Annotated in this window: 21 protein-coding genes; 9 read left to right on the plus strand and 12 right to left on the minus strand. The window is 61.8% G+C overall.

The genetic code is table 11. The features are described from left to right. Positions 1 to 666: TPM domain-containing protein (locus GIV35_RS25175; RefSeq protein WP_236491445.1), on the minus strand; the 666-nt coding region annotated here is incomplete at its 3' end. Positions 667 to 684: 18 nt separating this feature from the next. Then, entirely contained in the window at positions 685 to 1,296 is a 612-nt protein-coding gene (locus GIV35_RS25180; protein ID WP_014717327.1) for a LemA family protein, read from the minus strand. Positions 1,297 to 1,537: 241 nt separating this feature from the next. Here GIV35_RS25180 and bglX point away from each other — a divergent pair, with 241 nt between their 5' ends. After that, the gene (gene bglX, locus GIV35_RS25185; protein WP_236265783.1) at positions 1,538 to 3,829 is read left to right on the plus strand and encodes a beta-glucosidase BglX; all 2,292 of its coding nucleotides are present in this window, start codon (positions 1,538 to 1,540) and stop codon (positions 3,827 to 3,829) included. Between the two features lie 146 nt (positions 3,830 to 3,975). Here bglX and GIV35_RS25190 read toward each other — a convergent pair whose 3' ends face one another. The 8 genes from GIV35_RS25190 to GIV35_RS25225 form a co-directional block, all read right to left on the minus strand. Next, on the minus strand, positions 3,976 to 5,133 hold the full coding sequence (locus GIV35_RS25190) for a phospholipase D-like domain-containing protein (protein WP_105226080.1): 1,158 nt from the start codon (positions 5,131 to 5,133) through the stop codon (positions 3,976 to 3,978). 1 nt (position 5,134) lies between these two features. Next, complete coding sequence (locus GIV35_RS25195; protein ID WP_200649374.1) at positions 5,135 to 5,716, minus strand: YceI family protein; 582 nt, start codon at positions 5,714 to 5,716, stop codon at positions 5,135 to 5,137. Positions 5,717 to 5,927: 211 nt separating this feature from the next. After that, the gene (locus GIV35_RS25200) at positions 5,928 to 6,686 is read right to left on the minus strand and encodes a helix-turn-helix domain-containing protein (RefSeq protein ID WP_054899019.1); all 759 of its coding nucleotides are present in this window, start codon (positions 6,684 to 6,686) and stop codon (positions 5,928 to 5,930) included. A gap of 64 nt (positions 6,687 to 6,750) precedes the next feature. Further along, a complete protein-coding gene (locus GIV35_RS25205) occupies positions 6,751 to 8,193 on the minus strand; it encodes an amidase (RefSeq protein ID WP_236265156.1) in 1,443 nt (480 codons plus the stop codon). Next, positions 8,190 to 9,500 (minus strand): citrate-proton symporter, encoded by a 1,311-nt coding sequence (locus tag GIV35_RS25210; RefSeq protein WP_105226076.1) that lies wholly within the window; start codon positions 9,498 to 9,500, stop codon positions 8,190 to 8,192. Before GIV35_RS25210 ends, GIV35_RS25205 begins: the two co-directional genes overlap by 4 nt. A 61-nt stretch (positions 9,501 to 9,561) precedes the next feature. Then, positions 9,562 to 10,737, minus strand: coding sequence for a M20 aminoacylase family protein (locus GIV35_RS25215; protein ID WP_223024288.1), 1,176 nt, complete (start codon positions 10,735 to 10,737; stop codon positions 9,562 to 9,564). 253 nt (positions 10,738 to 10,990) lie between these two features. Next, complete coding sequence (locus GIV35_RS25220) at positions 10,991 to 11,305, minus strand: amidase (RefSeq protein WP_200649377.1); 315 nt, start codon at positions 11,303 to 11,305, stop codon at positions 10,991 to 10,993. Further along, positions 11,302 to 12,375 (minus strand): serine hydrolase domain-containing protein, encoded by a 1,074-nt coding sequence (locus GIV35_RS25225; protein ID WP_213154154.1) that lies wholly within the window; start codon positions 12,373 to 12,375, stop codon positions 11,302 to 11,304. Before GIV35_RS25225 ends, GIV35_RS25220 begins: the two co-directional genes overlap by 4 nt. Before the next feature lie 184 nt (positions 12,376 to 12,559). Between GIV35_RS25225 and olsB the strand changes: the two genes are divergently transcribed. Together olsB and GIV35_RS25235 are read left to right on the plus strand one after the other, a co-directional pair. Then, a complete protein-coding gene (olsB, locus tag GIV35_RS25230) occupies positions 12,560 to 13,315 on the plus strand; it encodes an L-ornithine N(alpha)-acyltransferase (protein WP_054921975.1) in 756 nt (251 codons plus the stop codon). Next, positions 13,315 to 14,106: a lysophospholipid acyltransferase family protein gene (locus GIV35_RS25235; protein WP_105226073.1), complete on the plus strand. Its 792-nt coding sequence runs from the start codon at positions 13,315 to 13,317 to the stop codon at positions 14,104 to 14,106. The genes olsB and GIV35_RS25235 overlap by 1 nt, the downstream gene beginning before the upstream one ends. Before the next feature lie 58 nt (positions 14,107 to 14,164). Here GIV35_RS25235 and GIV35_RS25240 read toward each other — a convergent pair whose 3' ends face one another. Further along, positions 14,165 to 14,743 (minus strand): acyl carrier protein phosphodiesterase, encoded by a 579-nt coding sequence (locus GIV35_RS25240; protein ID WP_105226072.1) that lies wholly within the window; start codon positions 14,741 to 14,743, stop codon positions 14,165 to 14,167. A gap of 155 nt (positions 14,744 to 14,898) precedes the next feature. Here GIV35_RS25240 and GIV35_RS25245 point away from each other — a divergent pair, with 155 nt between their 5' ends. Genes GIV35_RS25245 through GIV35_RS25255 form a run of 3 tightly spaced genes read left to right on the plus strand, consistent with a single transcriptional unit; the run spans position 14,899 to position 17,478 of the window. Then, positions 14,899 to 15,210, plus strand: a complete 312-nt coding sequence (locus GIV35_RS25245; protein WP_034125978.1) for an ArsR/SmtB family transcription factor — start codon at positions 14,899 to 14,901, stop codon at positions 15,208 to 15,210. A 17-nt stretch (positions 15,211 to 15,227) separates the two neighbouring features. Then, positions 15,228 to 16,394 carry an MFS transporter gene (locus GIV35_RS25250; protein WP_034125977.1) on the plus strand — a complete coding sequence of 389 codons (1,167 nt, stop codon included), beginning with the start codon at positions 15,228 to 15,230 and terminating at the stop codon, positions 16,392 to 16,394. A gap of 28 nt (positions 16,395 to 16,422) precedes the next feature. Continuing rightward, the gene (locus tag GIV35_RS25255) at positions 16,423 to 17,478 is read left to right on the plus strand and encodes an alkene reductase (RefSeq protein WP_202691258.1); all 1,056 of its coding nucleotides are present in this window, start codon (positions 16,423 to 16,425) and stop codon (positions 17,476 to 17,478) included. Positions 17,479 to 17,821: 343 nt separating this feature from the next. Here GIV35_RS25255 and GIV35_RS25260 read toward each other — a convergent pair whose 3' ends face one another. After that, positions 17,822 to 18,454 carry a TetR family transcriptional regulator gene (locus tag GIV35_RS25260; protein ID WP_034125975.1) on the minus strand — a complete coding sequence of 211 codons (633 nt, stop codon included), beginning with the start codon at positions 18,452 to 18,454 and terminating at the stop codon, positions 17,822 to 17,824. A 265-nt stretch (positions 18,455 to 18,719) separates the two neighbouring features. Here GIV35_RS25260 and GIV35_RS25265 point away from each other — a divergent pair, with 265 nt between their 5' ends. Genes GIV35_RS25265 through adeC form a run of 3 tightly spaced genes read left to right on the plus strand, consistent with a single transcriptional unit; the run spans position 18,720 to position 24,487 of the window. Then, positions 18,720 to 19,868 carry an efflux RND transporter periplasmic adaptor subunit gene (locus GIV35_RS25265; protein WP_034125974.1) on the plus strand — a complete coding sequence of 383 codons (1,149 nt, stop codon included), beginning with the start codon at positions 18,720 to 18,722 and terminating at the stop codon, positions 19,866 to 19,868. 3 nt (positions 19,869 to 19,871) lie between these two features. Next, positions 19,872 to 23,033 carry an efflux RND transporter permease subunit gene (locus GIV35_RS25270; RefSeq protein ID WP_105226070.1) on the plus strand — a complete coding sequence of 1,054 codons (3,162 nt, stop codon included), beginning with the start codon at positions 19,872 to 19,874 and terminating at the stop codon, positions 23,031 to 23,033. Next, positions 23,030 to 24,487, plus strand: coding sequence for an AdeC/AdeK/OprM family multidrug efflux complex outer membrane factor (gene adeC / locus GIV35_RS25275; RefSeq protein ID WP_034134942.1), 1,458 nt, complete (start codon positions 23,030 to 23,032; stop codon positions 24,485 to 24,487). Before GIV35_RS25270 ends, adeC begins: the two co-directional genes overlap by 4 nt. The last annotated feature ends 93 nt before the right edge of the window (positions 24,488 to 24,580 follow it).

Here is a 24,580-nt window from a genome sequence, read left to right on the forward strand (position 1 = left end):
ACCGCCGCCCCCACCGCCGCCGCGCCCGCTGCTGTTGAGAATCGCCAGCAGGATAGCGCCCACCGGCAAGCCCATACGATTGCACAGCCACAGCACGCCGATCAGCAGAATAAACAGGCCGATGGAAAACCCGGGATTATCCATGGCGAAGTTCGCATCCGCCACATGGGCCGGCACCGCCAAGGGCTCACCGCCCACCACCTGGATCATCGCGGCCACGCCGTCGCTGATGCCCTGGCTGAAATTGCCGGCCTTGAACTTGGGCAGGATCACCTGGTTGATGATCACCCAGGATTGCGCATCCGTCAGCACGCCTTCCAGGCCATACCCGACTTCGATGCGCAATTGGCGGTCATCACGGGAGACGATCAACAGCGCGCCGTTGTCCTTGCCCTTCTGGCCAATGCCCCACTGGCGGCCCAATTGATAACCGTAGTCCTCAATAGGCACGCCTTGCAGGTCGGGCACGGTGACCACCACCAACTGGTCGCCCGAGGTCTGCTCCAGCGCCTGCAGTTGCTGGGTCAGTTGCTCGCGCACCGCCGGCTCGATCATCTGCGCGCTGTCCACCACCCGCCCGGTCAGCGCCGGGAAGCTCGGTGCCGCCTGGGCCACGCCCACGCAGGCCAACAGCCACAGCGCCAGGCCTATCCGTAATAAACGCATCGACACCTCAGTGCAGCCTTATTTGAACTTCACTTGCGGCGCTTTATCGGCATCGGCGCTGGTGGCTTCAAACGTGGCGCGGATCGGCAAGTCGCTGTACATCACGCTGTGCCACAGGCGGCCCGGGAAGGTGCGGATCTCAGTGTTGTAAGCCTGTACGGCCTGGATAAAGTCACGGCGAGACACAGCGATACGGTTCTCGGTGCCTTCAAGTTGCGATTGCAAGGCCAGGAAGTTCTGGTTGGCCTTCAGGTCCGGGTAACGCTCGGACACCACCATCAAACGGCTGAGTGCGCCGCTCAGGCCATCCTGGGCTTGCTGGAACTGCTTGAGTTTTTCGGGGTTGTCCAGGGTGCTGGCATCCACCTGGATCGAGGTGGCCTTGGCCCGCGCTTCAATCACCGCGGTAAGGGTTTCTTGTTCGTGGGCGGCATACGCCTTCACCGTTTCCACCAGGTTGGGGATCAGATCGGCACGGCGCTGGTACTGGTTCTGCACCTGGCCCCAGGCGGCCTTGGCCTGTTCGTCCAGGGTCGGGATGTTGTTGATGCCGCAACCGCTCAGCACGCTGCTGATCAGTAACAGCGCCGCAGCCTTGAAGCCCCAGCGATAAGTGTGTGCTGCTTGCATAGTGTTTCTCCTGCCCGATCTGATGGAATTTGACGACTAACCCTATAAACCACGCGCTTGGGGCATAATCCGCCACCACTGGAATGCTTCGAGCCAATCAGCTACAAAGATGCCCAGCGCGAAAAAGAGTTCAGAGTGTGCTGCATTTATCTGAACAACACCCGAACAACAATAGACGTTCCCCACATTTTGGCCGACAGCATCTCTTTGAATGCTGCGCAGTCGCCGAAAAAGGATATTCATGAAAAAGCTGTGTTTGCTCGGCCTTGTTGCCACTCTGGCCAGCCACCCCGTATGGGCAGAAACAAAGCCTGCTGCGCTTAACGACAAGGACGCCTTCGTCAGCGACCTGCTCAAGCAAATGACCCTGGATGAGAAGATCGGCCAATTGCGCCTGATCAGTATCGGCCCGGAAATGCCCCGCGAGATGATCCGCAAGGAAATCGCCGCCGGCCGCATCGGTGGCACGTTCAACTCCATCACCCGCCCGGAAAACCGTCCGATGCAGGACGCGGCCATGCGCAGCCGCTTGAAGATCCCGATGTTCTTCGCCTATGACGTGATCCACGGCCACCGCACCATTTTCCCGATCAGCCTGGCCCTGGCCTCCAGCTGGGACATGGACGCCATTGGCCGCTCCGGGCGCATCGCCGCCCAGGAAGCCGCCGCCGACAGCCTCGACATCACGTTTGCACCAATGGTCGATATCTCCCGCGACCCGCGCTGGGGCCGCACTTCCGAAGGTTTCGGTGAAGACACCTACCTGGTGTCACGCATTGCCGAAGTGATGGTCAAGGCGTTCCAGGGCACCAGCCCCGCGAATGCCGACAGCCTCATGGCCAGCGTCAAGCACTTCGCCCTCTATGGTGCGGTGGAAGGCGGGCGCGACTACAACGTGGTCGACATGAGCCCGGTCAAGATGTACCAGGACTACCTGCCGCCTTACCACGCGGCGATCAAGGCCGGCTCCGGCGGCGTGATGGTCGCACTCAACTCGATCAACGGCGTGCCTGCCACGGCCAACACCTGGCTGATGAACGACCTGCTGCGCAAGGACTGGGGCTTCAAGGGCCTGACCGTCAGCGACCACGGTGCGATCTTCGAGCTGATCAAGCACGGCGTGGCCAAGGACGGGCGTGAAGCCGCCAAGCTGGCGATCAAGGCCGGCATCGACATGAGCATGAACGACTCGCTGTACGGCAAGGAATTGCCGGGGCTGCTCAAGTCCGGCGAAATCCAGCAGAGCGACATCGACAACGCCGTGCGCGAAGTGCTCGGCGCCAAGTACGACATGGGCCTGTTCAAGGACCCGTACCTGCGCATCGGCAAGGCCGAGGATGACCCGGCCGACACCTACGCCGACAGCCGCCTGCACCGTGCCGAGGCCCGCGACATTGCGCGCCGCAGCCTGGTGTTGCTGAAAAACCACAACGACACCCTGCCGCTGAAAAAATCCGCGACTATTGCCCTGGTCGGCCCGCTGGCCAAGGCACCCATCGACATGATGGGCAGTTGGGCTGCTGCCGGCCGGCCTGCGCAATCGGTGACCCTGCTCGACGGCATGAACGCCGTGATCGGTGAAAAAGGCAAAGTGATCTATGCCCGTGGCGCCAACATCACCGGCGACAAAGCGGTGCTCGACTACCTCAACTTCCTCAACTTCGATGCCCCGGAAGTGGTGGATGACCCGCGCCCTGCCCAGGTGCTGATTGATGAAGCGGTGAAGGCGGCGAACAACGCCGACGTTATCGTCGCGGCGGTGGGCGAGTCCCGTGGCATGTCCCACGAATCGTCGAGCCGTACCGATCTGAACATCCCGCAAAGCCAGCGCGACTTGATCAAGGCCCTCAAAGCCACCGGCAAACCGCTGGTGCTGGTGTTGATGAACGGCCGTCCGCTGTCGATTCTCGAAGAGAACCAACAGGCCGACGCGATCCTGGAAACCTGGTTCGCAGGTACCGAAGGCGGCAACGCCATCGCCGACGTGCTGTTCGGTGACTACAACCCATCGGGCAAGCTGCCGATCACCTTCCCTCGTTCGGTGGGGCAGATTCCGACCTACTACAACCACCTGACCATCGGCCGGCCATTCACCCCAGGCAAGCCGGGCAACTACACCTCGCAGTACTTCGATGACACCACCGGCCCCCTGTTTCCGTTTGGCTATGGCCTGAGCTACACCACGTTCAGCCTGTCGGACATGGCGCTGTCGTCCACCACGCTGAACAAGACCGGCAAGCTCGACGCCAGCGTCACCGTGAAGAACACTGGCAAGGTCGATGGCGAAACGGTTGTGCAGTTGTATATCCAGGACGTGGCCGGTTCGATGATCCGCCCGATCAAGGAGCTGAAGAACTTCCAGAAGGTCATGCTCAAGGCTGGCGAAGCGCGCACGTTGCACTTCACCATCACCGAGGACGACCTGAAGTTCTACAACGCCCAGCTCAAGTTCGCGGCGGAACCGGGCGAGTTCAATGTGCAGATCGGGTTGGATTCCCAGGATGTGCAGCAGCAGACGTTTGAACTGCTCTGATCTGAAGCTGTAAACACGGTCTGGGTGGGAGCTGGCTTTTGTGGGAGCTGGCTTGCCTGCGATACAGGCACCTCGGTTTGTCAGGTGTACCGAGGTGATGCTATCGCAGGCAAGCCAGCTCCCACATTGGACTTGAGGTGGCCCGGCTAACCGCGCCGATCCAGCAGATTGACCACCAACCGATCAATCCAGCCCCACACCCGCTGCTTCACCCGCCGCCACAATGGCCGCGCCTTCCAGGCCTCCAGACTCACCGCCTGGCTTTGGGCAAAGTCCGCTTCGAAACTGCCCACAACCGCTGCCGTCAACTGCGGGTCCAGCGCTTCCAGGTTGGCTTCCAGGTTGAAGCGCAGATTCCAGTGGTCGAAATTGCACGAGCCAATGCTCACCCAATCATCCACCAGCACCATCTTCAGGTGCAGGAAACACGGCTGGTATTCGAAGATCTGCACGCCTGAACGCAGCAGGCGCGGGTAATAACGGTGCCCGGCGTAACGCACCGACGGGTGATCGGTGCGCGGGCCGGTGAGCAGCAAACGTACGTCCACACCGCGCCCTGCCGCCCGGCGCAAGGCGCGGCGCACGCTCCAGGTTGGCAGGAAGTACGGGGTCGCCAGCCAGATACGCCCCTTGCTGCTGTTCAAAGCACGAATCAACGATTGCAGGATGTCACGGTGCTGACGCGCATCGGCATACGCCACGCGGCCCAGCCCCGGCCCGGTGGCGGGCACCTTGGGCAAACGAGGCAAACCAAAGTGGGTAGCCGGTTTCCATTCACGGCGCGCGGCGTTAGCGTGCCATTGCCGATCGAACAGGGCCTGCCAGTCCAGCACCAGCGGGCCGCTGATCTGCACCATCACTTCATGCCAGTCGGCGGTGTCTTGCCCCGGCGTCCAGAACTCGTCGGTGACACCGGTGCCGCCGACCACCGCAATGCGCTGGTCGATCAGCAGTAGCTTTCGATGGTCGCGATACAGGTTGCGCATCCAGCGCCGCCAATTCAGGCGGTTGTAAAAGCGCAGCGCCACGCCGGCATCGGTCAAGCGCTTGCGCAGCCCCAGGGTAAACGCCAGGCTGCCGTAATCGTCGAACAGGCAACGCACCTGCACGCCGCGTTCGGCGGCCAGCACCAGGGCCTGCACCATGGCCTCGGCGCAGGCCCCGGCTTCGACCAAGTATAACTCAAGGTCAACCTGCTGCTCGGCCCGGGCGATACCTACCAGCATCTCGGGGAAGAAGTTCGGCCCGTCGATCAGCAATTCGAATTGATTGGCGCTGCGCCACGGGAACACCGCGCCGCTCATGTCAGCGCGCCGTGAAGATCAGCACCGCACCCACCGGCACCGACAAACTGATCGACTTGAGCCCTGCCGCCTTGCGCAAGGTCGCCACACCGGGCGCCAGGTCGAAATCTTCGGCATGCAGCACCACGGGCTCCAGGGTTACCACCTGGAAACGCCGCTCATCCAGGCGCGTGGCCAGCAGTTCGGCGCTGTAGGTCTGGGTCTTGCCGTGCAGCGTGACGCTCAAGGGCAGGCGCAATTCCAACTGCGCGCCGGACGCCAGATCATTGATGGGCTGCAGATTGATCTGTGCGCTGATCTGCGCTTCGGGGAAGGTCTTGATCTCGAACAGCTCTTTACGCATGCGCTCGTCGCGCACCGGAATACCGCTGTTGATTGAGTCCAGCTCCACTTCCAGCCGAGCCGCGCCTTTGGCGTCGACTTTGCCGTGCAGCACCAGGAAGCGCTGGACTTCGGCAATCTCGGTGTTTTTGGTGGTGACGAAAGACAGGCGCGAGGATTCGTTATCCAGGTACCAATCGGCGTGGGCGGGCACGGCAGCACAGGTCAGCAGCGCGAAGACCAGAGGTTTGACATTGAACATAAAGACTCATGGGGCAAAAAACCTGGGCGAACCTTAAGCGCAATCTCACAACCGGCGCAAATTCAATGTGGGAGCTGGCTTGCTGTGGCGAGGGAGCTTGCTCCCGTTCGACAGCGCAGCTGGAGCCGGCTTTTTGAGGGCGCTACGCACCCCAGCGGGAGCAAGCTCCCTCGCCACAAAAGCCAGCTGCCACAGGGTTTTTGCTGTGTTTTCAAACCAGCGTTCGCTGCACTTCGCAGATCGTTTCTTCAAGGCTGCCCATGTGCAAATTCAACACCCGCTCCACCGGCGCCTGATGCATGGGCCAATGCAGCGCCATGCTCCCCACCAATCGGCCATTGGCGCGCACCGGCAAGGCCACCGCCCGGATCAGGAACGGCAAACGCACCGGATATTCCCAGTAGCCCTCGGTACGCTGTCCGAAGCCCTGGTGCTGGGTTTGCTCGCATGCGCGATAGTGCTCGTCTGCCGCCACATGATTGCGGCCTGCCAGGCGCTGTACTTCGTCAGCCGGCAATTGCGTCAGGCAAGCCTTGCCCATCGCCGAGTGGAACAGGCTGGCGTACTGGCCGACGATCTGGCAGTTGTTCGGGTACAGCTTGCGTAACACGCTGGGGATCGCGCTTTCCATGACCTCCAGGCGCTCGCCATCGAAGCACGACAAGTCCACCACCAGCCCGGTGCGCTCGCTGAGCTCCAGCAACCAAGGGGCGGCGCTCTCCACCACCTGGCGCTTGAAGCGTTGCTGGGTATCGCCGAACAAACGCCGGGCACGCAGGCGGTAACGCCGATCGCTCAGGCCGCGGTAGACCCACCCCTGTTCCTGCAAGGTCAGCAACATGCGCGACACCGTGGCCTTGGGCAGCTGCGTGAGGTAGTGCAGTTCTTCCAGCCCCAGCGCCTGGTGCTCGCCCAGCAACTCGACGATTGCCAGAGCGCGCTCAACCGAGCGTACAGTGCCTGTCTCCATGTTCGATCTCCCTGTTGCCGGTGGATGATCTTTTTTCACAGCAAGATACAGGCCCGGTCAGCGCTCAGCGGGTCGTTGCAAGGCACGCCGGCGGCTGGCGTTGCACCCATTGGGTCAGTTGTTCATGGGCATAGGCCAATTGCAGCACCGCCCTGTCGGCCTGGGCCGGGCCAATGATTTGCAGGCCCATGGGCAAGCCCTGCGGGTTGAAGCCCACCGGGATGCTCATGCTCGGCAAACCGGCGAGGGTCGGGCCGATCACCACCTCCATCCAGCGGTGATAAGTGTCCATTTCGCGCCCGCCAACGAGGCGTGGCCAAGGCTGTTGTGCATCGAAAGGGAACACCTGGGCGGTGGGCAACAGCAGGAAATCGTAACGTTCGAACAGCTTGCCCAAAGCGCGGTACCACTCACTGCGGTCCACCGACGCCTGGTAAACCTGCTGGGCACTCAAGCCCTGGCCGCCCTCCACTTCCCATTGCGCTTCGGGCTTGAGCAGCGCGCGTTTTTGCGGGTTGGCGTAGGCCGCGCCGAGGTTGCCGTGCACCAGCCAATGGCGGTGTACCAACCAGCAGCGCCACAGGCGCGCCATGGAAAAGTCCGGTTGGCAGCTGTGCACTTCACAGCCCAACCTGGCGAAATCATCCAGCGCCGCTTCGCACAGGCTCATCACGCCATCATCCATCGGCAGATAACCGTTGTAGTCCCCCAGCCAACCGAGGCGTGCGCCGTTGAAGTCGCGTTGCAACGGCTGGCCCAGCACAGCGGGATCGTCCCTGGATGACAACGGCGCCCGGGGATCGTAACCGGACTGAATGCTCAGCAACCGCGCCACATCCATTACGCTGCGCCCCATCGGGCCTTCGGTGCCCAATTGCTGCACGAACAGTTCCGGCATCGGCCCGTGAGGCACCCGCCCTTGGGAGGGGCGCAAGCCGAACACGTTGTTGAACGCCGCCGGGTTGCGCAGCGAGCCCATCATGTCGCTGCCGTCGGCCACCGGCAGCATGCGCAGCGCCAGGGCCACCGCCGCCCCGCCACTGCTACCGCCGGCCGCCAGGCGCGGGTCATAGGCATTGCCGGTGGTGCCGAACAGCGTGTTGTAGGTGTGGGAGCCCAGGCCGAACTCCGGCACGTTGGTCTTGCCGATGATGATCGCGCCACTGGCCCGCACCCGCGCCACGCTGATGGCGTCTTCGTTCGGTACATGCTCGGCGAACAGCGGTGAGCCCAGGGTGGTGCGCAAACCCTGGGTGGCCGCCAGGTCCTTGATGGCCTGGGGCATGCCATGCATCCAGCCACGGGAATGGCCCCGGTCCAACTCACGATCACAGGCTCTCGCCTCGGCCAGCACGGCCTCGCTTTCGCGCAACGACACCAGCGCACTCACGCCAGGGTTAAAGCGCTGGATCTGCGCCAGGTACGCCTGCATCACCTCTTCGCACGACACCTGCCGCCCATGAATGGCCCGCGACAGCTCAGTGGCATCCCAATCAACAATACTCAAGGCTTCACCTCTCTGGAAAACGGCAGCGGCTTGCTCGCCCGGGGTGCCTCGCGCATGCAGTAAGTGCCCAGCAGCGTCAGCACGCACGCAAACAATACATAGAACGAGGGCGCCACCGGCGTGCCCAGCACCTTGCTCAGCCAGGTCACGATCAACGGCGCGAAACCACCGAACACCATTACCGCCACGTTATAGGCCACCGACACGCCGGTCGAGCGCACCTCGATAGGGAACTGTTCGGCCAATGCCGTCGGCGCGGGCCCGAAGAACCCGCCAATCGCCGTGCACAACATCACCTGCATCACCAGCAGGCGCTCGATGGACGGCGCAGCGGCTACCCACACATACAACGGGTAGACCATCACGAAGAACGCCAGGGTGAAGGCCATCAACACCGGTCGCCGTCCCAACCGATCCGAGAGCAGGCCGGACAAGGGGATCACCACGGTCATCAGCGCCACCGCAAACATCTGCACCATCAGCACCTGGTCCAGCGGCAGGCCGAGGTTCTTGTGGGCGAAGGTCGGCATGTTCACCAGCACCACGTAGAACGAGACCGTCGCCCCGCAGGCCAGGCCCATGGACACCAGGATGCTGCGCCGATGGTCACGCAGCACTTGCATGAGGCTCGGCGCCGGGCCGGTGGCGTTTTTACGCGCCTGGATAAACTCTTCCGGGTCTTCCATGTGCCGACGAATCCACAACCCGACCGGGCCGATCAGCAAGCCCAGCACAAACGGCAGGCGCCAGCCCCACAGGTCGAGGGTTTCAGGCGAAAAGAAATGCGTGACCAACGCCACCATCGCCGCCCCGCCGAACACCGCCAGGCACTGCCCCACCAATTGCCAGGAGCCATACAAGCCCTTGCGATGGGCAGGTGCGCTCTCCACCAGAAATGCCGTGGCGCTGGCATATTCACCGCCGGTGGCAAACCCCTGAAGCATCCGCGCCACCACAATCAGCAACGGCGCACCCATGCCGATGGCGGCGTAGTTCGGCGCGAAGGCGATCAGCGCAATGGACACGGTCATTAGCCGGATAATCAACTGCATCGCGGCTTTGCGGCCTTTGCGATCGGCATAGATGCCCAACAGGATGCCGCCCACCGGACGCATGAAAAAGCCCACGCCAAAGGTGGCCAGGGCCATCAGCAGCGACGCGTATTCGTCTTCCGAGGGGAAGAACTGCCGGGCGATGATGCTGGCGAGAAAGCCGTAGACGATAAAGTCATACCATTCCAGCGCGTTGCCGATCACGGCCGCCACCACTTGGCGGGTGCGGGAAACGCCAGGCTTTGAAGTCTGCATGAGGAACACTCCATTCAACCGATACAGGGAAAGGGTCCAGCGGCAGAAAAAGATGAGGTCGTCAGGCAGGCTTGAGCCAGCTCTCGGCCAGCGCGCCCCAGTAGGCTGCGCCGGTCAGCAGGATGTCGTCGTTGAAGTCATAGGCGGGGTTGTGCACCATCGGTCGCGACACGCCGTTGCCGATAAACAGGTAACTGCCGGGGCAGCGTTGCAGCATCCAGGCGAAGTCTTCGCTGCCCATCAGCGTGCGGGTGTTGCCATCCACAGCGTCGGCACCGAGCAAGGCCACACCGACCTGGCGGGCGAATTCGGTTTCTTCGGCGTGGTTGACCAGTACCGGGTAGGCCGGCCGGTGTTCGATCTGCACGGTGCAGCCGAAGCTGGCGGCCTGGGTCTGGATGATCGCGTTGACCCGTTCCAGCATCTGTTCGCGTACCTTGGGGTTAAGTGCGCGCAGGCTCAGGCGCAACAGGGCTTGCTGGGGAATCACATTGGCGGCTTGCCCTGCTTGAAGGGCGCCGACCGTGACCACGGCAGCTTCCTGGGTGTCGATATTGCGCGCTACCACCGTTTGCAAGGCCATGACCATGCTCGCCGCCGCCACTAGCGGGTCCACGGTCAAATGCGGCATCGAGCCGTGACCACCTACGCCTTCGAGCGTCACGGTGAGCAGGTCCTGGGAGGCCATCATCGGCCCCACTCTCAAGCCCAGATGCCCAGCCGGCAAGCCTGGCATATTGTGCATCCCGAACAACCCGTCGCAGGGGAAGCGCTCCAGCAAACCGTCCGCCAGCATCGCCTCGGCGCCGCCCTGGCCTTCTTCGGCGGGTTGGAAAATCAGGTTCAAAGTGCCGTCGAATTGCCGCGTCGCCGCCAAGTAACGCGCGGCGCCGAGCAACATGGTGGTGTGGCCGTCATGGCCGCAGGCGTGCATGCAGCCGGCATGCTGGCTGGTATAGACCGCGCCGGTATTTTCGATGATGGGCAAGGCGTCCATGTCGGCGCGAATCCCCAACGTGCGCGAGCTGTTGCCGTTACGCAGCACGCCGACCACACCGGTCTTGCCGATACCGGTGTGCACCTCGTAGCCCCACTCCCTGAGTGACTGTGCGACCAGCGCTGAGGTGCGGTTCTCTTCAAAGCCGAGTTCGGGATGGGCGTGGATATCGTGACGCACAGCGTGCAAGTCGCTGGCAACGTCGCTGAGCCAATCCAGGATGTGCTGGTGCGGACGCATGGTAATTCTCCTCACAGGCGGGTGGTCCCGTTCTTGTTGGCGACACATCGACAGCTAAGCGCGATGTGCGCGTGAGGACAATCAAAGGTGGTTCCACTCTGTGGAACCTCAGGGCCGGTTCTTTTTCCGAGAACCCACGCAGATAATCTAAATGTGGGAGCTGCCTGCGATGGCGGCGGCACAGGCACCAGTGATGTTGGCTGACCTGGCGCTATCGCAGGCAAGCCAGCTCCCACAGGGGAATTTGGGTGTGTCAGGGGTTGAGGCGGCAGCCTTGACGGTCGCCCAACCACCGCGCCGTGTGCGTACGCCCTAAACCGCTTGCCGTGACTTCACTGCGTTCCGGAGAGTCAGTGAACGCACTGGTTGGCACGTACTGCTTCACATACCCCAGGCAATACTGCGCCGGGTTGTTGGCCACGTACCGGCACGAGCAGTACTCCTTGGCGGTGTAAGCCGCGATGATGTCGGGGAAGGCTTGCAGGTTGACGCGCTCATGCCAAACCCAGCCCGACAGTGCGAAGAACAACACCAGTAAAACGCTGATGAACGGATGGCGTCGAATCATGAGCGCACCGCCGCCAGCACGCGTTTGAGCAGTTCGTTATGCCGGTAACTGCCATCCCGATCATCGCCGTAACGCACGATCACCAGGTGTTCGTCGGGCAGCACAAACAGCGCCTGGCCCCAGTGCCCCAGCGCGGCGAAGGTAGTGGCCGGTGCGTCGGGCCAGGGTTGGGGGGCGCCGGTGTTGAGCCACCAATGGCCGCCCGGCACGGCTTCATCCTGGCCGGCTTTGTAGCGGTCGAAGGGCCGGCGGTTGAAGGCGACCCAGTCCTTGGGCAGCAGTTGCCGCTCCTGCCAGCGTCCATCCCGCGCCATCAGTAGCCCTACTCGTGCCAGATCCCGGGCCGTGAGGTAGGCATAGGACGACGCGACAAACGTCTCATCGGCGTCGGTTTCCCAGGTTGCGTCGCGAATGCCCAAGGGCTGGAACAGCGCGTCCCACGGGTAGGTCATGTAGGCCTTGAGGCCGAGCATGCCCTTGAGCGCGGCGGACAGGATAGTGCTGTCGCCACTGGAATAACGGAAAGCCTGGCCAGGGGCGGCGACCGCCTCGGTATCCGCTGCGAATTGCGCCATGTCGGTGTGGCCACGGGTGTAGAGCATCGCCACCACCGAAGATTTCAACGGGGCGTACTCGTAGTCTTCCTGCCAGTCCAACCCGGAGGCCCAGTGCAGCAGGTCGGCCATGCTCACCTTGGGGTGCTGCTTCATCGGTGGGTAGAAACGTGCGGCGGGGTCGTTGAGTTTGAAGCGGCCTTGCCCATAGGCCACGCCCAGCACGGTAGCCATCAGGCTTTTGCTGACGGACCAGGTCAGGTGCGGTGTGCTGGCAGTGGTGGGCGCGGCGTAGCGTTCATAGATGATTTCGCCATCCCGAATGACCAGCAACGCATCGGTGCGAATACCGTTGCGGGTGGCATCGTCACGAGGTGGGAAAGCGTAGGCGTCCAGAGCATCGACAGCGGGACCGGTGAGGGTTGTGCCCACGGCCCACTCCTTTTCAGGCCAGATTTCAGCGCGAGCATTCACGGCGACAAACAGCAGGGCAACGCACAACAGGCCTCGGACCATGGACGCAAACTCAAGGGGGCATTCAAGCCCGCGAGCCTAGCTCACGCCAGTGACAGATTTGCGACAAGGGGGCTGTCATCCAACCGTCACCGTAACTTCATGGAGCTGACACCGAGGCTACATAGCCTGACTTTGGACAACAAAGTCGACTGGCCGCAACCTGGCCGGCACCCGGAGACTCGCTATGACTCAGATCGCCCGCATCAGCGACAAAGGCAATGAACGCCGTCTGCAAGCCGAACGCCTGGTAGGCACACAGGCATTGCAGGAAGCCCAGGCCCTGCGGTTCAACGTGTTCAGCGGCGAGTTCAACGCCAAGCTGAAAGGCGCGGAACTGGGTCTGGACATGGATGACTATGATGTTCACTGCAGCCATATCGGCGTGCGGGATTTGAACAGCGGTCGACTCGTCGCGACTACCCGTCTGCTCGACCACCAGGCCGCCAGCACCCTGGGCCGGTTCTACAGTGAAGAAGAATTCAGCCTGCATGGCCTGCTGCACTTGCAGGGCCCGATCCTGGAGATTGGCCGCACCTGCGTCGACCCGGCCTATCGCAATGGCGGCACCATCGCGGTGTTATGGGGCGAGTTGGCCGAAGTGCTCAACCAGGGCGGCTACAGCTACCTGATGGGCTGCGCGAGCATCCCGATGCACGATGGCGGCATCCAGGCCCACGCGATCATGCAGCGCTTGCGCGAGCGCTACCTGTGCAACGAACACCTGCGCGCCGAACCGAAAAAACCACTGCCGGCCCTGGACCTGCCGTCCAACGTCATCGCCGAAATGCCGCCGCTGCTCAAGGCCTACATGCGCCTGGGCGCGAAGATCTGCGGCGAGCCGTGCTGGGATGAAGACTTCCAGGTAGCAGACGTGTTTATCCTGCTCAAGCGCGACGAGTTGTGCCCGCGTTACGCGCGCCACTTCAAGGCGGCCATGTGATGAACCGCCTGCGCATTTACGGGCGCATCGCCCGCGTGCTGTTGGTGGTGGGGCTGGGGTTGAGCATGGCCAGTGTGTTTGGCCTGTTCGAGCGCCTGGGCGTGGCTAACTCGATGGTGCGGCGCCAGCGTTGGTCGCGCTTCTTTATGGCGCGACTGACCAACGCCCTGCCCTTTCGCGTGACGGTGCATGGCGAGTTGCCGCAAACGCCGATGCTGTGGGTGAGCAATCATGTGTCGTGGACGGATATTCCGTTGCTGGGCATGGTGGCGCCGATGTCGTTTTTGTCCAAGGCCGAGGTGCGCACCTGGCCGGTGGCCGGCTGGCTGGCGGCCAAGGCTGGCAGCCTGTTTATTCGTCGCGGATCAGGTGACAGCCAACTGATCCGCAAGCAAATGACCCGTCATCTGGAGCAACAGCACCCCTTGCTGATGTTCCCCGAAGGCACCACCACCGACGGGCGCGGCCTGCGCACATTCCACGGGCGCTTGCTGGCCAGCGCGATCGATGCGGATGTGTCACTGCAGCCAGTAGCGATTCGGTATCTGCGCGACGGCCAAGTCGACCCGCTGGCGCCCTTCATTGGCGATGATGATTTGCTCTCGCACCTGATGCGCTTGTTTTCCAATGATCAGGGCGATGTAGAGATTCATGTGCTCAAACCGATTGCCTGCGCCGGTCAGGAACGTGCGGCATTGGCGTATCAGGCGCAGCAGGCGGTGCAGAAGGCGCTATTCGGCCCGGTGCCGGAAACTGAGCAAGTGGCCGCTCGGCCTGCATTCGCAGCCTGAAGCAATGTGAACTCAATCCAAATGTGGGGGCAGGCAAGCCAGCTCCCACATTCAGATCTCATGTAGTCAGTTGAGATTGTGCAAATTTCTGCAACTCTGGGTAGAACAGTCGAAAGTCCTCACTCAACGGCTCATACAAAACCCGCAACTCCTGCATCGCATACCCCAGTTCCTCGGGCTGTGTCAGCCGCCGCGAAATCCCGCGCAGCACCTGCTCCATCACCGCAAACTCGCGGTACGAGCCCAACCAATCATCCGCCGCCATGTACGGCGCGATCTGCGCCAGCCGCCCCGGCAACGCGGGTTCAGCCGCCAACACCCGATACACCTGCGACGTGAAACGCTCCAGAGACTGGTCGGCATACAGCGCCCAATCCCGCGCCAGACAATGGTCGAAAAACACATCGAGGACGATCCCGGCATAGCGCCTGCGGGTCAGACTGAAGCGCGACAACGCCTCGCCCACCAGCGGATGGCTATCGGTAAAGCGGTCGATGGAGCGATGCAACTGGATCGCCGCTTCGATTTGCGGGCTGAACTGGCCCTGCAGGCGGCCTTTGACGAAGTCACCATAAAGGCTACCCAGCAATTGCGCAGGAAGTTGGCCGCCCAGGTGCAGATGTGCGAGATAATTCATGCCGCGCAGTCTACCACTGCCAACCGCATATCGTTATAACCCGATATACCGATTTGACCTGGTCTCAGATCAAAATCATATTGGTATATCGGAATATTACGATTTAAAGTTCGCCTCATAGCGATATAACGCTTTACGACACCGAGCACCCTGCCATGTCCATCGACCTCGACGAAATAATAAAAGCCCTGGCGCACCCAGTACGACGAGACATCCTCACCTGGCTCAAAGACCCGAAAGTGCAGTTCCCCGAGCAATTGCACAACCACGAATACGGCATCTGCGCCGGGCAGATCGACCAGCGCTGCGGCTTGTCCCAGTCGACCGTGTCGGCGCACCTGGCCACCTTGCAACGGGCGGGGTTGATCACCAGCCAGAAGGCCGGGCAGTGGCACTTTTTCAAGCGCAACGAGGAAGTGATCCAAGCCTTTCTCGCTGCGCTCATTACCGAACTCAGCGCACCGTAATCATCAAGGACACGCCCATGCCCCTCTCGCTACTCATACTGGCCCTGAGCGCCTTTGCCATCGGCACCACCGAGTTCGTCATCATGGGCTTGCTGCCCGATGTGGCGACGGACCTGGGTGTGTCGATTCCCGGCGCCGGCTGGCTGGTCACCGGCTACGCCCTGGGCGTGGCCATCGGCGCACCGTTCATGGCACTGGCCACCGCCAGGCTGCCACGCAAGGCGGCGCTGGTAGCGTTGATGGGTATTTTCATTATCGGCAATCTGCTCTGTGCCCTGGCAAGCGACTACAACGTGCTGATGTTTGCCCGTGTGGTGACAGCGTTGTGCCACGGTGCCTTCTTCGGTATTGGCTCGGTGGTGGCGGCCAACCTGGTGCCGGCCAACAAACGTGCGTCGGCCGTGGCGCTGATGTTTACTGGGTTGACCCTGGCGAACGTGCTGGGCGTGCCCCTGGGTACGGCGCTGGGCCAGGAAGCCGGCTGGCGCTCGACCTTCTGGGCCGTGACCGTGATTGGCGTGATTGCCTTGATCGGCCTCATTCGCTTCCTGCCCGCCAAGCGTGACGAAGAAAAACTCGACATGCGCGCCGAACTGGCCGCCCTCAAGGGTGCCGGTATCTGGCTGTCGCTGAGCATGACCGCACTGTTTGCCGCGTCCATGTTCACCCTCTTTACCTACGTCGCGCCGCTGCTGGGCGATGTGACCGGCGTGTCGCCCAAGGGCGTGACCTGGACACTGCTGCTGATCGGCCTGGGGCTCACGGTGGGCAACATCATCGGCGGCAAACTGGCGGACAAGCGCCTGGCGGCCACCTTGATCGGCGTGTTCATCAGCATGGCGGTGGTTTCCACGGTGCTGAGCTGGACCAGCGTTGCGGTGATACCGACTGAAATCACCCTGTTCCTGTGGGCCACCGCCTCGTTCGCCGCCGTGCCGGCGCTGCAAATCAACGTGGTGACCTTCGGCAAGGCCGCGCCGAACCTGGTATCCACCCTGAACATCGGTGCCTTCAACATTGGCAACGCCCTCGGCGCCTGGGTCGGCGGCAGCGTGATTGCACACGGCTTCGGCCTGACCAGCGTGCCCCTGGCCGCTGCAGCACTGGCGATTCTCGCGCTGCTGGTGACCCTCATCACTTTCCGTCAGGGCGGCAACGCCGACCTGGCCCCCGCGACCAACTGATCAACTTGAAAGAGAAGGTGTTTTTTCCATGACGACTATTTTCGATCCGATCACACTGGGCGACGTGCACCTGTCGAACCGCATCATCATGGCGCCGCTGACCCGCTGCCGCGCAGACGCCGGGCGGGTGCCCAATGCGCTGATGGCCGAGTACTACGTGCAACGCGCGTCCGCGGGGCTCATCCTCAGCGAAGCCACTTCCGTGACGCCCATGGGCGTTGGCTACCCGGACACCCCCGGCATCTGGTCCAACGATCAGGTGCGCGGCTGGGCCAACATCACCAAGGCCGTGCATGGCGCGGGCGGCAAGATCTTCCTGCAGTTGTGGCACGTTGGCCGCATCTCCCACGAGTCCTACCTGAACGGGGAAACCCCGGTGGCTCCGAGTGCGGTCCAGGCTAAAGGCCACGTCAGCCTGGTTCGCCCATTGGCCGACTACCCAACCCCGCGCGCCCTGGAAACCGCTGAAATCGCCGACATCGTCGACGCTTACCGCACCGGCGCCGAGAACGCCAAGGCCGCCGGGTTCGACGGCGTGGAAATCCACGGCGCCAACGGCTACCTGCTTGACCAGTTCCTGCAGAGCAGCACCAACCAGCGCACCGACCAGTACGGTGGTTCCCTGGAAAACCGTGCGCGCCTGTTGCTGGAAGTCACCGACGCCGCCATCGAAGTCTGGGGCGCCGGCCGCGTGGGCGTGCACCTGGCACCGCGTGCTGACGCGCATGACATGGGTGACGACAACCTCGCCGAGACCTTCACCTACGTCGCCAGCGAACTGGGCAAGCGCGGCATCGCCTTCATCTGCTCCCGCGAAAAAGAAGGTGCGGATAGCCTCGGCCCACAGCTGAAAAAAGCCTTCGGCGGCGTATACATCGCCAACGAACGCTTCACCAAAGACAGCGCCAATGCCTGGCTGGCGGCGGGCAAGGCGGATGCAGTGGCCTTTGGTATTCCTTTCATCGCCAACCCGGACCTGCCGGCGCGACTGAAGGCCGATGCGCCGTTGAACGAGCCGCACCCTGAAACTTTCTATGGCAAAGGCCCGGTGGGATACATCGACTACCCGACGCTGCCGATCTAACGTACCCCGCAAACCCAATGCTGTAGGAGCGAGCTTGCTCGCGAGAAACTAACAGGCGCCGCGTTCACTCAGGAAGCACGCGTTATCGTTGAAGTTTTTCGCGAGCAAGCTCGCTCCTACAGTGTCAGGAGCAAGTCCCCTCCCACATTTGTGCCTGTCTGTAGCCCCCCTGGAAACATCGCTTCACAGAACGGCAACAATATCGCTACAAAATACTTAGCCGGCTACCTATCAACCGCCCGCCAGGCCGTATATAAAGTCACCCCACAAATCAGCCAGAAGGACGATTGACCGTCCTTAGGCTTTACTGTTGACACAACGGGTTGCAATTACGCATTTTGTTTCAATTGCGCAGGCTGGGGCTCAGGCGCAGCATGTCCAGCCCTATGTCAGCCCAGCGCTCGGCGTCCTGGTGCAGTTCAAAGCTATCGGGGACCAGCAGCCACTGGCCGATCAAACCGTGGATGAAGGCATGTATGCAGACAGCCCCACGGGTGGTGTCGAGATTTTCAGGCAGTTGCCCGCGATGAACCGCGTTACGCAACGTCAGGCTGATACGCAGGTTGCATTCCAGGCTGTGGGTCTGGCGTTGGCGGCGCATGTCACACATTTCATCGGTGAACTCGCACTTATGAAACAGAATCTCGTTGATGCGCCGGGTTTTCGGGTCCAGGGCCACTTCATGGTAGAGATGAATCAGCAGCTTGCGCATACAGCCCAGCGGGTCGACTTCATCCTCGCTTTCACTCGCCCGGGCCAATTCGTCCAGGGGTTCGTGCAGCGTGTCGAGCAAGGCCTGGAGCAAATCGGACTTATTGCTGAAATGCCAATAGATAGCCCCACGCGTCACGCCCGCCAGAGCGGCGATGTCCGCCAGGGTGGTACGCGCTACGCCACGCTCATAAAAGGCTTGCTCGGCGGCTTGGAGAATCTGGCTGCGCGTTTCCTGAGCTTCCTCTTTGGTGCGACGAACCATGGCAGTAAAACCTCAATCGGGACACTGTGGACGGTACTTGACCGTCATCTGAATAATTGTGGGACGACGCCGTCATGGGCGCCGAACGTACTAGAATCGAGGCTTGCGGCGGTGCTTTGTCAACATTGCGTGAAGCCTGTCAAGAGTTTACAAACAACCATGAACGTAAGTATATTGCGTAGCAAGCTACTTATCCACTCACGGCTTGTTTTTTACCCTTCCACACTTCTTGTGCGCACTCTGCGCGCCTGACCCGAGGATCTTCATGCAACTTAAGCCAGCTGTTACCGCTCTGGTCACTGCCGTCGCCCTGGCATCGCTGCTCAGCGGATGTAAAAAGGAAGAAGCGGCACCGCCCGCTCAAACCCCTCAGGTCGGCGTGGTCACCATTCAACCGCAAGCCTATACCCTGACCACCGAGCTGCCAGGCCGCACCACGGCCTTTCGCATCGCGGAAGTCCGGCCTCAGGTCAACGGCATCATTCTCAAGCGCCTGTTCAAGGAAGGCGCCGACGTGAAGGAAGGGCAACAGCTCTACCAGATCGACCCGTCGGTGTATGAAGCCACGCTCAAAAGCGCACAAGCGAGCCTGACCCAGACCAAGTCCATCACCGATCGCTACAAGCAATTGGTCGATGAGCAAGCCGTCAGCCGTCAGGAATACGACACCGCCGTTGCCAACCGCATGACTGCCGAGGCAAACGTTCAAACCGCCCAGATCAACGTGCGCTACACCAAGGTGTACGCGCCGATCTCCGGGCGTATTGGCCGTTCTTCGGTCACCGAAGGCGCACTGGTCAGCAATGGCCAGGCCGACGCCATGGCGGTGATCCAGCAACTGGACCCGATCTACGTCGACGTCACGCAATCTTCAGCTGAAATGCTCAAGCTGCGTCGCGACCTGGCCAGCGGCCAACTGGAAAAAGCCGGCGACAACGCTGCCAAGGTCAAGCTGACCCTGGAAGACGGCACGGCCTACGCCCAGGACGGCAAGCTGGAGTTCTCCGAAGTGTCGGTCGACCAGACCACCGGTTCCGTGACCCTGCGTGCCGTGTTCCCCAACCCTGACCACGTGCTGCTGCCGGGCATGTTCGTACACGCCCAGTTGCTGGCCGGTGTGAACAGCAAGGCCATCCTGGCTCCGCAACAAGGCGTGACCCGTGACCTGCGTGGCATTCCGACAGCGCTGATCGTGAACAAGGACAACAAGGTCGAGCAACGCGAACTGGTTGCCAACCGTACCGCCGGGGCCTACTGGCTGGTGGAAAAAGGCCTCAATGCCGGTGACCGCGTCATCACCGAAGGCTTGCAGTACGTCAAGCCAGGCGCCGAGGTGAAGGTCACGGAAGCCTCCAACGCTAAACCCGCCGGTACTGCCGCAGCGCCTGCTGCCGCTGCTGGTCAAGGGGAGTAATCCATGTCGAAATTTTTTATCGACCGTCCCATTTTCGCCTGGGTAATTGCCCTGGTGATCATGCTGGTCGGGGCACTCTCGATCCTGAAGTTGCCCATCAACCAATACCCGGCCATTGCGCCAACGGCCATTGATATCCAGGTGACCTACCCGGGCGCTTCCGCACAAACCGTGCAGGACACCGTGGTGCAGGTCATCGAGCAACAGCTCAACGGTATCGACAACCTGCGTTATGTCTCCTCGGACAGTAACTCCGACGGCAGCATGACCATCACCGTGACGTTCAACCAGGGTACCAACCCGGATATCGCTCAGGTCCAGGTACAGAACAAGCTCAACCTGGCCACCCCACTGCTGCCGCAAGAAGTGCAGCAACAGGGTATCCGCGTGACCAAGTCGGTGAAGAACTTCCTGATGGTGATCGGTCTGGTGTCGGAAGACGGCAGCATGACCAAGGACGACCTCTCCAACTACATCGTGTCCAACATCCAGGACCCGATCTCCCGTACCGCGGGGGTGGGTGACTTCCAGGTGTTCGGTTCGCAGTACGCCATGCGTATCTGGCTCGACCCGGCCAAACTGAACAATTACCAGCTCACGCCAGTGGACGTCAGCAATGCCATCAAGGCCCAGAACGTGCAGGTGGCCACCGGCCAACTGGGCGGCCTGCCTGCCCTGCCCGGCACCCAGCTGAACGCCACGATCATCGGCAAGACGCGCCTGCAAAGCACTGAAGAATTCGCCAAGATTCTGATGAAGGTGAACACCGACGGCTCGCAGGTTCGCCTGGGTGACGTCGCGCGCATCGAACTGGGCGGCCAGAACTACAGCATCAGTGCACAGTTCAACGGCAAGCCGGCCTCGGGTATGGCGATCAAGCTGGCGGCCGGTGCCAACGCACTGGACACTGGCAAGGCCATCCGCGAAACAGTGAAGTCCCTGGAGCCGTTCTTCCCGCCTGGCATGAAGGCGGTGGTGCCCTATGACACCACCCCGGTCGTGACCGAATCGATCTCCGGTGTGGTTCACACCCTGGTCGAAGCGATCGTGCTGGTGTTCCTGGTGATGTTCCTGTTCCTGCAGAACTTCCGTGCCACCATCATCACCACCATGACCGTACCGGTGGTATTGCTGGGTACCTTCGGGATCCTGGCCGCGTGCGGCTTCACCATCAACACCTTGACCATGTTCGGCATGATCCTGGCCATCGGCTTGCTGGTGGACGATGCCATCGTCGTGGTGGAAAACGTCGAACGGGTAATGGCCGAAGAGCACCTGTCGCCCAAGGAAGCAACGATCAAGTCCATGGGCCAGATCCAGGGCGCCCTGGTGGGTATTGCCCTGGTACTGTCGGCGGTACTGCTGCCGATGGCATTCTTCGGTGGTTCCACCGGTGTGATCTACCGGCAGTTCTCCATCACCATCGTTTCGGCGATGGCGTTGTCGGTGCTGGTTGCCCTGATCTTCACCCCGGCTTTGTGCGCCACCATGCTCAAGCCGATTGATCCGGAAAAACACGGCCAGCCCAAGCGCGGCTTCTTCGGCTGGTTCAACCGCACCTTCGACCGTGGCGTACTCAAGTACGAGCGCGGCGTGGGCGGCATGATCAAGCACAAGATCCCGGCATTCCTGGTGTACGCGCTGATCCTGGCCGGCATGATCTGGATGTTCACCCGTATTCCAAGCGCGTTCCTGCCTGAGGAAGACCAGGGTGTGATCTTCGCCCAGGTGCAGACACCGGTCGGTGCTTCGGCTGAGCGCACGCAGAAAGTCGTCGACGACATGCGCGCCTTCCTGCTGAACGACAAGGAAGGCGAGCCAGGCGAAGGCAAGGCGGTGAAGTCGGTGTTTACCGTGAACGGCTTCAACTTCGCCGGTCGTGGCCAGAGCTCCGGGCTTGCGTTCGTGATGCTCAAGCCGTGGGATGAGCGTGATTCGAGCCAGTCGGTGTTCGAAGTGGCCAAGCGTGCCCAGGGTTACTTCTTCGGGGCCTTCAAGGACGCCATGGTTTTCGCCATCGTGCCGCCTTCGGTGCTGGAGCTGGGTAACGCCACCGGTTTCGACGTGTTCCTGCAAGACCAGGGTGGCGTCGGCCACGACAAGCTGATGGCTGCACGTAACCAGTTCCTGGGCGCTGCGGCACAAAGCAAGGTGCTGGCCGGCGTGCGCCCTAACGGCGTGAACGATGAGCCGCAGTACGAGCTGACCGTTGACGACGAGAAGGCCAGTGCCCAAGGCATCAGCCTCGCCGATATCCAGCAGACCCTGGCCATTGCCTTGGGTGGTAGCTACATCAACGACTTCATCGACCGTGGTCGCGTGAAGAAGGTGTATGTGCAAGGCGACGCCGCCAGCCGGATGTCGCCCGAAGACCTGGACAAATGGTACGTGCGCAGCAACGACGGGAAAATGGTGCCGCTGTCGGCCATCTCGTCGGGCCAGTGGATCTACGGTTCGCCCAAGCTTTCGCGATACAACGGTGTAGCGGCGATGGAAATCCTCGGTACCCCGGCACCTGGCTACAGTACCGGTGATGCGATGGCCGAAGTCGAACGCATTGCCAAAGAACTGCCGGCCGGTATCGGTTATGCCTGGACAGGCCTGTCGTACGAAGAACGCCTTTCCGGTTCCCAGGCGCCAGCGCTGTACGCACTGTCGCTGCTGGTTGTGTTCCTGTGCCTGGCAGCACTGTACGAAAGCTGGTCGATTCCGATCGCGGTGATTCTGGTTGTACCTTTGGGTGTGATCGGTGCGTTGATCGCCACCAGCATGCGCGGCTTGTCCAACGACGTGTTCTTCCAGGTGGGCCTGTTGGTGACGGTGGGCCTGGCGGCGAAAAACGCCATCCTCATCGTTGAGTTCGCCAAGGAACTGCACGAGCAAGGCAAAGGCATCGTCGAGGCGGCTATCGAAGCGTCCCGCATGCGTCTGCGCCCGATCATCATGACCTCGTTGGCGTTCATGCTCGGCGTATTGCCGCTGGCGATCTCCACGGGCGCCGGCTCAGGCAGCCAGCATGCGATCGGTACCGGCGTGATCGGCGGTATGATCACGGCCACAGTTCTGGCGATCTTCTGGGTACCGCTGTTCTACGCAACGGTATCCGCCGCTGGCGAACGCAAAAAGAAAGACACTACTGAAACTCCTAAAGAGGCTGGCCAATGAGCAAGTCGCTACTTTCCCTAGCCGTCACCGCATTCGTGCTCAGTGGCTGCTCGCTGATACCTGACTATCAGCGTCCCGATGCGCCGGTGGCCGCGCAGTTCCCGCAGGGGCCGGCGTATTCGTCGGCCCAGGCGCCGAGCCAGGCCGCTGCCGAGCAAGGCTGGAAGCAGTTTTTCCATGACCCTGCCCTGCAACAGCTGATCCAGACCGCGTTGGTGAACAACCGTGACCTGCGTGTCGCGGCGCTGAACATCGACGCCTATGCAGCGCAATATCAAATCCAGCGTGCCGACCTGTTCCCGGCCGTGTCGGCCACCGGTAACGGCAGCCGCTCGCGCACCCCGGCCAAGCTGTCGCAGACCGGCGAATCGACCATCGCCAGCCAGTACTCGGCAGGCCTTGGGATCAGCTCTTATGAGCTGGACCTGTTCGGTCGCGTGCGCAGCCTCAGTGAAGAAGCGCTGCAGAAGTACTTCGCCACTGAAGAAGCACGTCGCAGCACCCAAATCAGCCTGGTGGCCAGCGTAGCCAATGCCTACCTGACCTGGCAGGCCGACAAGGAGCTGCTCAAGCTGACCCAGGACACCCTGGCGGCCTTCGAGCAGAGCTACAAGCTCACCTCGCGCAGCAATGAAGTCGGCGTGGCCTCGGCCCTCGACCTCAGCCAGGCACGCACCTCGGTGGAAAACGCCCGCGTGCAACTGGCCCGCTACACCCGCCAGGTGGCCCAGGACGAAAACAGCCTGACCCTGCTGCTGGGCACCGGCCTGCCGGCGAATATCGCCAGCAAGCCGCTGTCCGATGACCTGCTCAGCGAAGTGCCGGCCGGGTTGCCATCGGACCTGCTGCAACGTCGTCCCGACATTGTGCAGGCCGAGTACAACCTCAAGGCGGCCAACGCCAACATCGGCGCGGCCCGTGCGGCATTCTTCCCGAGCATCAGCCTGACCGCCAGCGCCGGCACTGCCAGCCCTACCCTGGGTGGCCTGTTCAAAGGCGGTTCGGGGACCTGGGCGTTTGCCCCGCAGATCAACATCCCGATCTTCAACGCCGGTAGCCTGCGCGCAAGCCTGGACTACTCGAAGATCCAGAAAGAGATCAACGTGGCCAACTATGAGAAGGCCATCCAGACCGGCTTCCAGGAAGTCTCCGACGGCTTGGCCGCGCGTGCGACCTACAAGCAGCAACTGGATGCCCAACGCGGCTTCGTCGAGGCTAACCAGGATTACTACCGGCTGGCCGAGCGTCGCTACCGCATTGGTGTCGACAGCAACCTGACCTTCCTCGACGCCCAGCGCCAACTGTTCAGTGCCCAGCAATCGCTGATCACCGACCGCCTGGCGCAGCTCACCAGCGAGGTCAACCTGTACAAGGCCCTCGGCGGTGGCTGGAACGAGCAGACTGCGAAGAACGAGCCGTTGAAAGAACAAGCACCACCGTTGAAGTTGTTCTGATAGCGCAGATGTGAAAAACCGCTTCCCTCACCGGAAGCGGTTTTTTTATGCCTGCATTTTTACCTTTACAACTTGCGTTCGATCATCGCCCAC

Origin of the sequence: Pseudomonas sp. PA-1-6B (genome assembly GCF_021609545.1) — a bacterium.
GTDB lineage: Bacteria > Pseudomonadota > Gammaproteobacteria > Pseudomonadales > Pseudomonadaceae > Aquipseudomonas > Aquipseudomonas fluorescens_BV.

Coding starts and splice junctions, on each gene's coding strand:
- GIV35_RS25180 (WP_014717327.1), bottom strand. CDS start 1,296: ATGCAAGCAGCACACACTTATCGCTGGGGCTTCAAGGCTGCGGCGCTG.
- bglX (WP_236265783.1), top strand. CDS start 1,538: ATGAAAAAGCTGTGTTTGCTCGGCCTTGTTGCCACTCTGGCCAGCCAC.
- GIV35_RS25190 (WP_105226080.1), bottom strand. CDS start 5,133: ATGAGCGGCGCGGTGTTCCCGTGGCGCAGCGCCAATCAATTCGAATTG.
- GIV35_RS25195 (WP_200649374.1), bottom strand. CDS start 5,716: ATGTTCAATGTCAAACCTCTGGTCTTCGCGCTGCTGACCTGTGCTGCC.
- GIV35_RS25200 (WP_054899019.1), bottom strand. CDS start 6,686: ATGGAGACAGGCACTGTACGCTCGGTTGAGCGCGCTCTGGCAATCGTC.
- GIV35_RS25210 (WP_105226076.1), bottom strand. CDS start 9,500: ATGCAGACTTCAAAGCCTGGCGTTTCCCGCACCCGCCAAGTGGTGGCG.
- GIV35_RS25215 (WP_223024288.1), bottom strand. CDS start 10,737: ATGCGTCCGCACCAGCACATCCTGGATTGGCTCAGCGACGTTGCCAGC.
- GIV35_RS25220 (WP_200649377.1), bottom strand. CDS start 11,305: ATGATTCGACGCCATCCGTTCATCAGCGTTTTACTGGTGTTGTTCTTC.
- GIV35_RS25225 (WP_213154154.1), bottom strand. CDS start 12,375: ATGGTCCGAGGCCTGTTGTGCGTTGCCCTGCTGTTTGTCGCCGTGAAT.
- olsB (WP_054921975.1), top strand. CDS start 12,560: ATGACTCAGATCGCCCGCATCAGCGACAAAGGCAATGAACGCCGTCTG.
- GIV35_RS25235 (WP_105226073.1), top strand. CDS start 13,315: ATGAACCGCCTGCGCATTTACGGGCGCATCGCCCGCGTGCTGTTGGTG.
- GIV35_RS25240 (WP_105226072.1), bottom strand. CDS start 14,743: ATGAATTATCTCGCACATCTGCACCTGGGCGGCCAACTTCCTGCGCAA.
- GIV35_RS25245 (WP_034125978.1), top strand. CDS start 14,899: ATGTCCATCGACCTCGACGAAATAATAAAAGCCCTGGCGCACCCAGTA.
- GIV35_RS25250 (WP_034125977.1), top strand. CDS start 15,228: ATGCCCCTCTCGCTACTCATACTGGCCCTGAGCGCCTTTGCCATCGGC.
- GIV35_RS25255 (WP_202691258.1), top strand. CDS start 16,423: ATGACGACTATTTTCGATCCGATCACACTGGGCGACGTGCACCTGTCG.
- GIV35_RS25260 (WP_034125975.1), bottom strand. CDS start 18,454: ATGGTTCGTCGCACCAAAGAGGAAGCTCAGGAAACGCGCAGCCAGATT.
- GIV35_RS25265 (WP_034125974.1), top strand. CDS start 18,720: ATGCAACTTAAGCCAGCTGTTACCGCTCTGGTCACTGCCGTCGCCCTG.
- GIV35_RS25270 (WP_105226070.1), top strand. CDS start 19,872: ATGTCGAAATTTTTTATCGACCGTCCCATTTTCGCCTGGGTAATTGCC.
- adeC (WP_034134942.1), top strand. CDS start 23,030: ATGAGCAAGTCGCTACTTTCCCTAGCCGTCACCGCATTCGTGCTCAGT.